This window comes from Actinoplanes sp. NPDC051411 (assembly GCF_040682075.1).
Lineage (GTDB): Bacteria > Actinomycetota > Actinomycetes > Mycobacteriales > Micromonosporaceae > Actinoplanes.
This window is the reverse complement of record NZ_JBFBAD010000120.1, coordinates 1-12,756: the sequence shown is the minus strand read 5'-3', so window position 1 is coordinate 12,756 and position 12,756 is coordinate 1. Positions and strand designations below refer to the sequence as shown.

The following is a 12,756-nucleotide window of genomic DNA, read 5'->3' as shown; positions in this document are numbered from 1 at the left end:
CTCGGCGGCTGCGGCGGGCGCACGGAGGGGCCCGCGGAGCCTGCCCGGCCGCCGATGCCCCGGTCGCTCCGCGACCGCCCGGCATCCAGCCCAGGGTCGTTCCGCCGCATGCCTTGACCTCCACCTATGAGGGTAAAGGGGGCAAAAACCAAAAACCGCCAAACCAGGAGGCCGGGTTGTGGAGGACGGCGAAGAATTGTCGGACCCTGCTGCTCTACTTGGCCCCACCCAGTGCCCGGGTGGGCCGGGCTGGGTGGGCCGGGCTGGGTGGGCCGGGCTGGGTGGGCCGGGCTGGGTGGGCCGGGCTGGGTGGGCCGGGCAGGGTGGGCCGGGCAGGGTGGGCCGGGCAGGGTGGCCGAGGTGGACCAGTGGGGCCGAGCCCGCAGTGCGGCCCGGCAGAGGACCGGGCGGGGTGCGGCTGCGCGGACCGAGGTAGTGCGGGGCGGGGCAGGTCGGGCTGGACCGGGCCGGACGGGGCCGACCGGGGCGGTGCGGGCTGGGTGGTGCGGGTCGGGCTGGACCGGGCAGGGCTGGGCGGGACCGACCGGGACGGTGCGGGCCGGGTTGGCGGCTGGGCTGGGCTGGGCCGGGCTGGCGGAGGGTTGGGCCGAGGTCCGGTTGGGCCGTCGTGGTGCGAGCCGGGTTGGGGGCGGCGGGTCAGGCTGGTGCGGGCTGCGGTGGTGCGGTCCGGGGCGTTGGGGGCCGGGGCGGTGGGGGGCCACGGCGGATGCGGGGGGCTCGGCTTACGCGCGTACGTAAATAAGGTCGGTGATCGGGCGGCCCGCCAGCGTGCCCCGGCGCTCGAATTTTGTCTGCGGGCGGCCGTCGCGGCCGTTGGCCGCGTGCCGCAGGGCCGGGTCGGCCTCCAGGGTTTCGCGCATCGCCTCGGCGTAGTCCGGCCAGTCGGTCGCGCAGTGCAGGCGGCCGCCTTCTCGCAGGCGGTCCCGCAGGAGGGCGACGTTGCCCGGGCTGATCAGCCGGCGCTTGTGGTGCCGGGCCTTCGGCCACGGGTCCGGGAAGAAGACGTGCACGGCGTCGAGCGCGCCCGGTGCGAGCCGGTGTACCAGCTGCATGGCGTCGCCGTGGGCGACGCGCACGTTGGTCAGGCCGGCCTCGCCGACCAGGGCCAGCAGGTTGCCGATGCCCGGCGTGTGCACTTCGACGCCGAGGAAGTCGCGCTCCGGCTCGGCCGCCGCCATCGCCGCGGTCAGGTCGCCCATCCCGAAGCCGATCTCCAGCACGACGGGCGCCGAGCGCCCGAACAGGTCCGGCAGATCGAGCGGCTCGCGGTCACCGTCGGTGACGGTTATTCCGTACGCGGGCCAGAGCGCCACATGCGCATCGTGATGCCGGGTGCTCATGCGGCCGCGGCGGGGGTGAAAGGTGCGGATCGGTGGGTGCTCGCTCATGGCGGGCCCAACGATACGGGCCGGTCAGGCCGAGACGTCGAAGTGGTTCGGGCCGCTGCCCTGCAGGAAGTCGACCGCCTTGGCGAGGTGGGGGCCGATCGGGTTGCGGCCGGTTCGCTGCAGGCGCCGGTCGAGGTCCTTCAGGTAGACCGCCGTGACCTCTTGCCCGGGGGAGAGGCGGTCGACCGCGCGTTCGGCCGCGAGGGTTGCGGCGAAGGCGGTGACCGGTCCGGCCGCCGGGTCGAAGCCGGCGGTGATGCGCTGGCCGGTGACGTGCTGGATGAGCGCCCGGTCGGCCTCGGTGAGCTGGTCGAAGCCGCTGCGTGGCCGTTCCGTCCGGTCGTGGCGCGCCGGCGCCGTGGGCGTCGAGTGCGGCGCGATCGTCGGGAACGGGGTGTGCGCGGTGCCCAGGCCGGAAACAGTCAACTCGTGTCTCCCCAGGGTAGGAAGGCTCGGGATGGCAACCGTCCGGCCACCCTCTGGAACCCTTATCGGCCGGCTTTTGTGATCCGCTTAGCCGGGCCGGCTCAGCGGGTGACCGGCTGCACGCTGGGCTGCGAGCCGGCGTGCAGCAGGGTGCGTGAGCCGTCGGCCAGGCCGAGCACGACGATCCACGAGCCGCCGGCGTGCTGGCCGGTGAGGACGCCACGGTTCGCGTCGACGTACGCCATCTCGCGGTCCATGATTCCGCCGACCGTGCGCTTGGCGCCGGTGGCCGGGTCGTACTCGACCTGGTGGACCGGCTGGTCGTCGGCCGTCGTCTCACCTTTCTGATAGGCGGTGAAGGTGAGCCGGGCGCCGTCCGGGCGCCAGTTCGGCACGACCGCGAATCCGCTGGTCTCCAGGCTGCCCCCGCCGTACGCCGCGACCGTCTTCTCGCCGCCGGTCGTGACCGTGCCGATGCTCAGGCACGCGTCGTAGACCGAGTCGCAGTCGCCGCCCCGGAACGCTACCCGGCTGCCGTCCGGTGACCAGGCCACCGCGTCGTCGACCCGGAGCCGGTCGGTGAGCGAACCGCTCTGCTTGGGCGCGACCGGCTGCTCGACGGGCAGGTCCTGGCCGCGGCAGTCGCGCGGGAACAGCACCTCGGGCGTGGCCGCGGTCCCGGTCGCCGCGATCCGGTAGACGCCCGGGCCGCCGGTGCAGGAGAGAGAGGAGAAGGCCAGCCATTTGCTGTCCGGCGACCAGGAGGGCCCGGCGGCCGGGCGGGTGGTCAGCCGGCGTTTGGCGCCGCCGTCCGCCCGCATGGTCCAGAGTTGCCCGTTACGCAGTACGGCCAGTTGCCGGCCGTCGGGCGACCAGCGCGGACGGGCGTAGCCGCCGCCCGTGGTCAGCCGCGTCTCGGCGGCGCCGCGGCTCACATAGATGTCCCCGCCGCGCACGTAGGCGACAAGGCCCGGCAACGCCCCGTTCGCCGCACGCCCGTAGGTCACAGTGCTGTTGGCGTCCCTGTTCGCCGTACTCCTGAGGGCCGCCGCACCGCTTGCGCGCCCACTCGCCGTACCCCCGGAAGCCGCCGCCGAGGCGGCAAGCCCGGCCATCGGGGCCGCCGTGGCCGGCGCCCCCCATCCCATCACTCCGCTGCCCGCGACCGTACCGACCAGAACCATCCACCGACCGAACGCTTTCATCCCGAACGCCCCCCGCGCCCTCGACCCGGTCCGCCCCCGTGGACCGCGGTTCACCGAGCAGATCGTCGCAACCGACCTGCACCTAAGAACTTCCTTCGCGGAAACCGGCCCGCGCGTCCTCCACTTTCCTCCCGGACGGGCCTTGACACGATTTGCTTGCCGGAGTTTTGGGTGTGTTTCACACCATTTTCCGGTGAGCGGTCGGAGGATGTCGGGAACCGGACGTCGTTGATCATGGTGGACCGCTCCACTCCGCGGTCACCCGCTTTGAACTGGGATTTCATCTGCGAATCCGGTTCGCGAGAGCGTCCATTCGGGTTGCGGGTGGAGGGAAGTGGAGTAGAGTGGAGCGCAGTGGCAGGGCTGAGTGCGATCTGGCCGACAGGGAGCCAGAAGCAACCAGGGAGCTGGGTCAGGGGGCCTGCCGGCCCGAGTTGACAGGCGGCACCGCGAGCCGCCGGGGGCAGGGGGGTTGGGCCGATGTTTCTCGGCACACACACTCCGCGCCTCGACGACAAGGGGCGGCTGATCCTTCCGGCCAAGTTCCGCGACGAACTGGCGGGAGGTGTCGTGATCACCAAGGGGCAGGAACGCTGTCTTTACGTGTTCCCGATGCCGGAGTTCCAGCGCATCGCGGGCCAGCTCCGCGAGGCTCCGGTCACCAACAAGGCCGCCCGGGCCTACAGCCGGGTGTTCTTCGCCAGTGCTCACGACGAGGTCCCCGACAAACAGGGGCGGGTGACGATCCCGGCGCACCTCCGCGAATACGCGGCGCTGGATCGCGAACTCGTGGTGATCGGGGCGAGCACCCGGGTGGAGATCTGGGACAAGCAGTCCTGGGATGAGTACCTCTCGGCGAGCGAGGACGAGTTCGCCGACATCGAGGAGGGGGTGCTGCCCGGCGGACTGTAAGGCGTGGCATTCGGTCGGAGCCGTGCACCACAACAACGGTCCGGACGTCACTGCCGCCGTACTGCGAGATCTCCAGCCGCTCCCGCTCCTGGCGCCTCTTCCCCGGCGCCAGGCGCGTGTCTTAAGGGCGCGCCCGCTGGCAACCGGGCACGAGCGGATGGGGATCTGGCGGTACGGACGACGTTCGGGCCGTGCGGTGTCTGTAACGACCGGTAGGGGCGATGGGGGTCGAGATGGGGGAGCTTCGCGGCACGCACGTGCCAGTGCTGCTCGAGCGCTGCCTCGAGCTGCTCGCCCCCGCGCTCGACCTGCCGGAGGCCGTGCACGTCGACTTCACGCTGGGTCTGGGCGGGCACGCCGAGGCGGTCCTCGAACGCCACCCGGACGTCACGCTGATCGGTCTCGACCGCGACACCGAGGCGCTCACGCATTCCCGGCGGCGCCTGGCCCGCTTCGGCGACCGGGTCCACCTCGTGCACGCGGTCTACGACGAACTGCCCGAGGTTCTTTCCTCGCTCGGGCTCGCTCGATTTCACAGCGGGCTGTTCGACCTGGGCGTCTCGTCGCTGCAGCTCGACGAGGCCGACCGCGGCTTCGCGTACGCACAGGACGCGCCGCTCGACATGCGGATGGACCAGAGCCGCGGCGTCACCGCCGAGGAGGTCGTCAACTCGTACGCGCCGGGCGACCTGGTGCGCATCCTCCGGCACTACGGCGAGGAGAAGTTCGCCCCGCGGGTCGTCTCGGCGATCGTGCGGGAGCGGGAGATGGCGCGGATCACTTCCACGTCAAAGCTCGCTGACCTGGTCAAAGCGGCCATCCCGGCAGCGGCTCGACGAACGGGCGGGAATCCCGCCAAAAGAACGTTTCAAGCGCTACGCATCGAGGTAAATGGCGAGCTCGCCGCGCTGGAATCGGCCCTGCCGGCCGCTTTGGACGCGTTGGCGCCGAAAGGGCGCCTTGTGGTGATGAGCTACCAATCTTTGGAGGACCGGATCGTCAAGCGCGAGCTCACCGCGAGAGCGCGCAGCACCGGGCCGGTCGACCTGCCGGTCGAACTGCCCGGAACCGGTCCGACACTGCGGCTGCTGACCCGAGGGTCGGAGCCGCCCAGCGACGACGAGGTCGCGGAGAACCCGCGGGCGGCTTCCGTGAAGCTGCGCGCGGCCGAGCGAATAGACGAGCAGGCAACCGGCGCCGACCGCGAACGGCCCCGGTTGTCCGCACCGCAGGGGGGACGCGGGCGGCCACGCCGCCCACGCCAGCATCAGGAGGGGGAGGGGGAAGCATGAGCGAGCGCACCTACGCGCCGCGGTCGGGGGGCCGGTCCGCGGCGCCTCGCGCCGGCGACGCCGGCCAGGGCGACACGCGACGTTCAGGGACGCGGCGCGAGCAGGAGACGGCTGGCGCTGATTCCGTACGCGCGGACCGCGCCGAGGGCCGTTCCACGGCCGCCGAGCGCCGCCGGCCGACCGCGCAGTCACCAGGCCGCGCCGCCGACACGACCGGCCGGGGGGCCGATCGTGCGGATCGTGGCGAGGCGACCGGCCGGGGGGCCGATCGCGCGAGCCGTGGGGAGGCGACCGGCCGGGGGGCCGATCGCGCCAGTCGTGCGGAGTCGGCCGGTCGGGGGACCGGGCGTGGCCGCGAGCAGGGGGAGAGCCGGCTCTACCGGGAGGCTGGTCTGGGCCGGGGGACCCGGAGCGAGCGCGACGGCGGCCGGTCCAAGCGGGACGAGCCGGGCCGCGGGGCCGGGCTCGACCGCGCGAGCCGCGGCGTGCGTGCCGAGCGGCTGGGCCGGTCGGAGAAGCTGGAGCGGGCCGAGCGTGAGACGGGGTCCGGGCTCGACCGGGCCGGCCGGTCCGCCCGGGCCGAGCGTGGGGCGGGGTCCGGCCGGGAGGCCGGGACCGATCGTGCTCGCGCCGAGCGGCGGGGCGCTTCGGAAAGGCTGGAGCGGGAGAGCGGGCTCGACCGCGCGAGCCGCACGGCACGGGCTGAGCGGCTCGCCGCGTCCGAGAGGCTGGAGCGGGCCGAGCGGGAGTCCGGTCTGGGTCGTGGTGAGCGGGAGTCCCGGCTGGGTCGTGGTGAGCGGGAGGCCGGGCTGGGTCGTGGTGACCGGGAGGCCGGGCTCGGCCGGGCCAGTCGGGCGGAGCGGCTGAACCGGGGCGAGCGGGCCGGGCGGCTGGACCGGTCGGTGCGGGCCGAGGCGGCCGCGGCGCGGTCGGTGCTGCGCAGCCGGCGGGCCGAGATGCTCGGGCGGCGGGGCGGGCTCGACGGCGCCGACGCGCCGGTTGACGGCACCGCGGCGCTGCAGGTGGACGCCGAGGCGCTGCGGATCGAGGCGGAGCCGCTGCGGGTCGACGCCGAGCCGGCGCGGGTCATCGACCTGGACCGGCCGCGGCTGCAGGTGGCGCCGCCGCTGCCGATCAGCGTGCCGCGGGCGCCGTTCGTGGCCGGGGTGATCGGGGTGGTGATCGCCGGGGTGCTCGGCATCCTGATGATCAACACCAAGACGAACGAGAACTCGTTCGAGATCGCCGACCTGCAGAAGCAGTCGTCGGCGCTCGACGCCCAGCAACAGGATCTCGACAACCAGCTGGCGATCGTGTCGAGCCCGGGCAGCCTCGACGCGGCCGCCCGGCGGCTCGGGCTGGTCAAGGCGACGCCGGCGCTGATCCGGCTGCCCGACGGCCGGGTCATCGGCATGCTCAAGCCGGCCGACGGCAAGACGTCGGTGACCGCGCAGGGTTCGGCGACCGACGACAAGGGCGCGGCCAACATCGTGCCCGACGGCTCGGCGGCCGGCCTCGGCCCGAACGGCGTCGGCGCGACCGGCGGAACGACCACGGGTGGCGCGGTTACCGACGGCAGCGGGACGACCACGAACGGCACCGGGTCGAACGGCATCGGGTCGAACGGCACCGGGTCGAACGGCACCGGGTCGAACGGCCAGACCACCAACGGGACGGCCACGAACGGCCAGACCGCGAACGGCGTTGCGTCGAACGGTCAGGTCGCGAACGGTCAGGCTGCGAACGGGACGGCCGCGAACGGCGCTGGGACGAACGGCCAGGGTGCCAACGGGCAGTCCGCGAACGGCACCGGGCAGTAGGCCGACATGGCTCGGGGGGACGAAACACCGCGCCGGGGCGCTGAGCCCCGGCGCGGCGCGTCTCGTGACCTTTCCGCCGACGGCGGTAAGGAGTCGCGGGAGAACAGCAGCCGGGGGTTCGGGGGGATCGGCGACGCGCGGGCCTACACGCCGCGCGGGCGCACCATGGCCGAGCGCGACCAGCGCACCCGGTCGCCGCGGGCCGGTCGCACGGCCGACCCGTTCCGGCCCGCTCTTCAGGTGCTCGACGGCGGGCAGCCGGGCGGGCGGGGGCGGTCCGCCGAGCCCGTCCCGGACGACGAGGACGACCACGAGGCGCCACCGGGCCGCCAACAGCGCGACGAAAGCCGCCGCACGCCGCGAACCGGCGTGCGCCGCAGTGACCCCGACGACGAGGTGCCGCGGAAGGGTGTGCGGCGCGGTGACGTCGGCGATGAGGTGCCGCGGAAGGGTGTGCGGCGCGGTGACGTCGGCGATGAGGTGCCGCGTAGGGGTTCGCGGCGCGGTGACGTCGGCGATGAGGCGCCGCGGAAAGGCGCGCGCCGGGGCGAGGTCGAGGACGCCGAAGTGTCGCGGCTCAAGCCGGGCGCGCGTGGCGTGTCGCGGCTCAAGCCGCGCCGGGGGCGGGGTGACGGCTCTGCGGCGCCGCGGCAGGGGGTGCGGGGGGACGGGGACTACGGGGATGACTGGGGGCCGGGGCCGTCCGGGAGGCGCGGTCCGGCCCGTGGCCGGGGACGCGTCGGGCCGGCCGAGCGGGCGGGTCGTTCGGAAAGGGCGGGTTCGGCGCGGTTGCGGTTGGCGACGGCGCCGCCGCGTACGAGAAATGCCGCCGGGCCGGCGGAACCGCCGAAGCTTGCCAACAGCGGGCGGCGGTTGAGGGTCGGCACGGTGTTGGCCCTGTCGTTGTTCGTCATGATCGGCGTGCGGCTGGTCGTGTTGCAGGTGGCGTCGTCGCCGGCCGACAAGGCCCGGCTGATCGACCTGCGGGAGAAGCGGACCACGACCGTCGTGCTGCCCGCGCCGCGCGGCAGCATCCTCGACCGTAACGGCAACGTGCTCGCGCACAGCGTCGAGGCCCGTTATATCGCGGCCGACCCGGCGCTGGTGAAGGATCCGGCGTTGACCGCGGCGAAGCTGTCGCCGCTGATCGGCGTGCCGGTCTCCAAGCTGATGCCGTTGATGACGCCGCACAAGCGGCCGGGCGGTGGGCAGTCGCGGTTCGAGTTCCTGGCCCAGGGTGTCGACGTGAGCGTGGGTGACCGGATCGAGGCGATGGGGCTCGGCGGCATCGTGGTCGACCGGGACGAGCGCCGGGACGTGCCGGGCGCCGACCTGGCGGCCAACCTGATCGGTTTCACCGGCGCCGACAACTCGGGTCTGGAGGGCATGGAGGCCAAGTACGACTCCCTGCTGCACGGCACCGACGGCGAGCGGGTCTACGAGATCGGCAAGGGTGATCTGGACAAGCCGATCCCGGGCGGCTATCAGCGTTACACCGAGCCGCAGCCGGGCAGTTCGGTCGAGCTGACCATCGACTCCGACGTGCAGTTCGAGGTGCAGCGCATCCTCAAGGACCAGATGGACAAGGTGCACGCCACGATCGGCGGCGCCGTGGTCATCGACGTGCACACCGGTGAGGTGCTGGCCCAGGCGAGCTATCCGAGTTACGACGCGGCCAACCCGGAGGACTATCCGCCGTCGTCGCGGGACGACGTGCCGAGCAGCGTCATCGCCGACCCGGGCTCGGTCCATAAGGCGATCACGATCGGCGCGGCGCTGCAGGAGGGCCTGATCACGCCGGACTCGTACCAGGTGGTGGGGCCGGCGCTGGAGCGGGGCGGGTACTTCTTCAAGGACAGTCACGTGCAGCCCAAGGGCACCAAGATGACGATCCCGGGCATCCTGGCGTACTCGTCGAACGTCGGCACGATCCTGATCGCCGACAAGCTGGGCAAGGACCGGCTGTACGCGTACCAGCAGAAGTTCGGTCTCGGCCGGGCGTCCGGCGAGGGCACGCTGGGCGAGGCGCCGGGGCGGCTGCTGGCCCCGTCGGAGTGGAGCCCGTCGGCGTCCGGTTCGGTGCCGATCGGCATGAGTGTCGACGCGACGCTGGTGCAGATGGCGGCGGCGTACGCGACGATCGCCAACGACGGCACCTACATCCAGCCGCACCTGGTCAAGGAGATGATCTCGGGCAAGGACGGCCGGGCGTCGGCCGCGCCGGCACCGGAGAGTCACCCGGTGCTCAGCCCGAACGTCGCCGCCGAGCTGCGCACCATGATGGAGGCGGTGGTCGACAACACCGGCGCCACCGGCACCCAGGCATCGGTGCCGGGCTATCGGGTGGCCGGCAAGACGGGTACGGGCAAGCGGCTGATCGACGGCAAGTACACCAGCTACAACTACGGCTCGTTCATCGGCATGGCACCGGCCGAGAACCCGCGGTTCGTCATCGCGGTCTCGGCGGACGTGCCCCACGGCACGGGCGGCGACGTGGCCGCGCCGGCGTTCAGCAAGATGATGTCGTACGCCCTGTGGCACTACCAGGTGCCGCCGTCGACCACCAAGCCGCCGAAATTCAAGATCCATCCGTGAGGGACCCCTCTTTGCAGGTTTCTGGTTGTGGCTGGATGGCGTTTTACGCGGACTGCCGGGCACGGGGTAGGGTCTGACGCCGTGCCCGGCATTCCCCGCCCCCAGACTGTCGCGCCGCACCGGCTGACCGCGTTAGCGGAGCTGTTGCCGGCCGCGCTCACCGGTGCCGACGCGCAGGTCAGCGGCATTACCAACAGCAGCCAGTCGGTTCGTCCCGGTGATCTTTACGCCGCACTTCCCGGCGCCAACCGGCACGGCGCCGAGTTCATCCCGGCCGCGCGGGAAGCCGGCGCGGTGGCCGTTCTGACCGACCCGTCCGGCTTTCCCGCGGCGCGGGCCTCCGGGCTGCCGGTCCTGGTGACCGACGACCCCCGCGCGGTGCTCGGCGCGGCCGCCGCGGCGATCTACGGCGACCCGTCGGCCAAGCTCCGGATGATCGGCATCACCGGCACCGCCGGCAAGACGTCGACCGCCTACCTGATCGAGTCCGGCCTGCGCGCGGACGGCCAGGCCACCGGGCTGATCGGCACGGTCGAGACCCGCCTCGGCGACCTGGTGGTCGACAGCGTGCGCACCACCCCCGAGGCGCCCGACCTGCAGGGCGTCCTGGCCGCCGCGGTCGAGCAGGACGTGACCTCGGTGGTCATGGAGGTCTCCAGCCACGCGCTCGCGGTCGGCCGGGTCAACGGCATCCGGTTCGAGGTCGGCGGCTACACCAACTTCGGCCTCGACCACCTCGACTTCCACCGCGACGTCGACGACTACTTCGCGGCCAAGGCCCGGCTGTTCGACGGCCGGTGCCGGTTCGAGGTGCTCAACCACGACGACCCGGCGCTCAAGGTGCTGCACAAGCCCGCCACGATCACCTATTCGGCGGCCGGCGACCGGTCGGCGACGTGGTGGGCGTCGGATGTGCGGCCGTCCGCCTTCGGGCAGCGGTTCGTCGCCAACGGTCCCGGCGGGTGCCGGGTCGAGGCCGGGGTGGCGCTGCCCGGCCGGCACAACGTGGCCAACGCGCTGCTCGCCCTGGCCGCGCTGGTCGCGGCCGGCGTCGACGCGGCGACCGCGGCCCGCGGCATCGCCGCCTGCAAGGGGGTTCCGGGCCGGCTCGAGCAGGTGGACGCGCCGGGCGAGATCCTCGGCGTGGTCGACTACGCGCACAAGCCCGACGCGATCGTCGCCGCGCTGCTCGCCCTGCGCGAGCTGGCGGCCGGCCGCGGCGGCAAGGTGCTGGCGGTGATCGGCGCGGGCGGCGACCGCGACACGGGCAAGCGGCCGCTGATGGGCGCGGCCGCGGCGCACGGGGCCGACCTGGTGATCGTCACCGACGACAACCCGCGCACCGAGGACCCGGCGCAGATCCGGGCGGCGTTGCGCGCGGGCGCCGAGGAGGCGGGCGCGCCGGCCGAGATCATCGAGGTCGCGGACCGGCGGGAGGCGATCGGCGAGGCGGTGCGCCGGGCCGGTTCCGGCGACGTCATCGCGTTGCTGGGCAAGGGACACGAGCGAGGCCAGGAGGTTAACGGCGAGATGCTGCCGTTCGACGACCGGATCGAGTTGGCGGCCGCGCTGGGGGGCCACTCTTGATCCCGATGACGCTCGACGAGATCGCCGCGGCCACCGGGGGGCGTCTCGTCAACGCCCCGGCGCCCGTGACCGTGACCGGCCCGGTGGAATACGACTCGCGCCGGATCGTCCCGGGCGGCCTGTTCGCCGCGTTCGAGGGCGAGAAGGCCGACGGGCACGACTACGCGGCGACCGCGATGAAGGCCGGTGCGGCGGCGGTGCTCAGCACCCGTGACACCGGCGAGCCCGGCGTGGTCGTCGAGGACCTGCTCAAGGCGCTGGCCGAGCTGGCGCACGTGGTCGTCGAGCGGCTCGGCGAGCTGACCGTGGTCGGGCTGACCGGCTCGTCCGGCAAGACCACGACCAAGGACTACCTGGGCCAGCTGCTGTCGCGGCTCGGGCCGGCGATCGCGCCGGCCGGGTCGCTCAACAACGAGCTCGGCTTCCCCTACACGGTGCTGCAGGCGACCGCGGAGACCCGGTTCCTGGTGCTCGAGATGGGCGCCCGGGGCGTCGGCCACATCCGCTACCTGACCGAGATCGCCCGGCCCGACGTCGGCGTGGTCCTCAACGTCGGCCGGTCCCACATCGCCACGTTCGTCTCCCTCGAGGGCACCGCGCTGGCCAAGGGTGAGCTGGTCGAGGCGCTGTCGGCCGACGGTGTGGCGGTGCTCAACGCCGACGACCCGCGGGTCGCCGGGATGGCCCCGCGCACCAGGGCCCGGGTGCTGCTGGTCGGCGAGAGCGAATCCGCCGACATCCGGGCCGAGCAGGTCACCCTCGACGATCAGGGCCGCGCGTCCTATGTGCTCACCGCGGCCGGCCGCCGCGGGCACGTCCGGCTCCGCGTGGCCGGACGCCACCAGGTCGGCAACACGCTGTCGGCCGCCGCGGTGGCGCTCTCGCTGGGCATGGAGTTCGACGACGTGGTGAGCGCGCTCGGCGAGGTCGGCATCACCTCGGTCCGCCGCATGGACGTGTTCACGCGTCCCGACGGGGTGACGGTGATCGACGACTCGTACAACGCCAACCCGTCCTCGATGGCCGCCGCCCTGCGCGCGCTGGCCTCGATGGCGAGCGGGCGGCGCACGACCGCGGTGCTGGGCTACATGGCCGAGCTGGGCGAGTTCGAGCGTTCCAGCCACGAGGAGATGGGCCGGCTCGCCGCCGAACTGGGCGTCGACCGCCTGGTCGTGGTCGCCGAGAACGCCCGGCCGGTGCTCGACGGCGCCACCGGGTTCCAGGGCTGGGCCGGCCAGGCATTCTTCGCCGCCGACCAGGCCGCCGCCATCGAGATCGTCCGGTCCGACCTGCGCGCCGACGACGTCGTGCTGGTCAAGGGTTCGCGTTACCGCACATGGGACGTGGTCGACGCGCTGCGTCCCGAGGAGGATTCCCGGTGAGGGCAGTCATCGTTGCGGCCGCGGTCGCCTTCATCATCTCGCTGTTCGGCACGCCGGTGGCGATCCGGGTCTTCGCGGCGTTGAAGGCCGGTCAGCCGATCCGGTCCATCGGACCGCAGAGCCACATG

Annotated in this window: 9 protein-coding genes and 1 pseudogene; 7 read left to right on the top strand and 3 right to left on the bottom strand. The window is 73.2% G+C overall.

Translation table 11 applies throughout. The annotated features are described in order from the left end of the window. Positions 1 to 743: 743 nt before the first annotated feature. The 3 genes from trmB to AB0M88_RS41970 all read right to left on the bottom strand — a co-directional run bounded on the left by trmB (position 744) and on the right by AB0M88_RS41970 (position 2,842). Positions 744 to 1,409, bottom strand: coding sequence for a tRNA (guanosine(46)-N7)-methyltransferase TrmB (gene trmB / locus AB0M88_RS41980; RefSeq protein WP_364111805.1), 666 nt, complete (start codon positions 1,407 to 1,409; stop codon positions 744 to 746). A 24-nt stretch (positions 1,410 to 1,433) separates the two neighbouring features. Then, entirely contained in the window at positions 1,434 to 1,835 is a 402-nt protein-coding gene (locus AB0M88_RS41975; RefSeq protein WP_364111803.1) for a hypothetical protein, read from the bottom strand. A 101-nt stretch (positions 1,836 to 1,936) separates the two neighbouring features. Continuing rightward, positions 1,937 to 2,842, bottom strand: a complete 906-nt coding sequence (locus tag AB0M88_RS41970; RefSeq protein WP_364111801.1) for a hypothetical protein — start codon at positions 2,840 to 2,842, stop codon at positions 1,937 to 1,939. Positions 2,843 to 3,520: 678 nt separating this feature from the next. On the opposite strand from AB0M88_RS41970, the gene mraZ reads away from it, so the two are divergent. From mraZ to AB0M88_RS41935, 7 genes and pseudogenes are all read left to right on the top strand, one after another. Then, on the top strand, positions 3,521 to 3,952 hold the full coding sequence (gene mraZ, locus AB0M88_RS41965; RefSeq protein ID WP_364111799.1) for a division/cell wall cluster transcriptional repressor MraZ: 432 nt from the start codon (positions 3,521 to 3,523) through the stop codon (positions 3,950 to 3,952). A gap of 233 nt (positions 3,953 to 4,185) precedes the next feature. After that, the gene (rsmH, locus tag AB0M88_RS41960; protein ID WP_364111797.1) at positions 4,186 to 5,244 is read left to right on the top strand and encodes a 16S rRNA (cytosine(1402)-N(4))-methyltransferase RsmH; all 1,059 of its coding nucleotides are present in this window, start codon (positions 4,186 to 4,188) and stop codon (positions 5,242 to 5,244) included. A gap of 485 nt (positions 5,245 to 5,729) precedes the next feature. Beyond that, positions 5,730 to 7,064 (top strand): hypothetical protein, encoded by a 1,335-nt coding sequence (locus tag AB0M88_RS41955; protein WP_364111795.1) that lies wholly within the window; start codon positions 5,730 to 5,732, stop codon positions 7,062 to 7,064. Between the two features lie 6 nt (positions 7,065 to 7,070). Next, entirely contained in the window at positions 7,071 to 9,659 is a 2,589-nt protein-coding gene (locus tag AB0M88_RS41950) for a penicillin-binding transpeptidase domain-containing protein (RefSeq protein ID WP_364111793.1), read from the top strand. Positions 9,660 to 9,740: 81 nt separating this feature from the next. Further along, positions 9,741 to 11,246 (top strand): UDP-N-acetylmuramoyl-L-alanyl-D-glutamate--2,6-diaminopimelate ligase, encoded by a 1,506-nt coding sequence (locus tag AB0M88_RS41945; RefSeq protein ID WP_364111791.1) that lies wholly within the window; start codon positions 9,741 to 9,743, stop codon positions 11,244 to 11,246. Further along, a complete protein-coding gene (gene murF / locus AB0M88_RS41940) occupies positions 11,243 to 12,628 on the top strand; it encodes a UDP-N-acetylmuramoyl-tripeptide--D-alanyl-D-alanine ligase (protein WP_364111789.1) in 1,386 nt (461 codons plus the stop codon). Before AB0M88_RS41945 ends, murF begins: the two co-directional genes overlap by 4 nt. Next, a pseudogene (locus AB0M88_RS41935) lies at positions 12,625 to 12,756 on the top strand (phospho-N-acetylmuramoyl-pentapeptide-transferase); the annotation flags it as partial. The gene murF and the pseudogene AB0M88_RS41935, both read left to right, overlap by 4 nt.

What these genes read in the sequence shown, in the direction of transcription:
- trmB (WP_364111805.1), bottom strand. Translation starts at nt 1,409, where the DNA reads ATGAGCGAGCACCCACCGATCCGCACCTTTCACCCCCGCCGCGGCCGC.
- mraZ (WP_364111799.1), top strand. Translation starts at nt 3,521, where the DNA reads ATGTTTCTCGGCACACACACTCCGCGCCTCGACGACAAGGGGCGGCTG.
- rsmH (WP_364111797.1), top strand. Translation starts at nt 4,186, where the DNA reads ATGGGGGAGCTTCGCGGCACGCACGTGCCAGTGCTGCTCGAGCGCTGC.
- AB0M88_RS41950 (WP_364111793.1), top strand. Translation starts at nt 7,071, where the DNA reads ATGGCTCGGGGGGACGAAACACCGCGCCGGGGCGCTGAGCCCCGGCGC.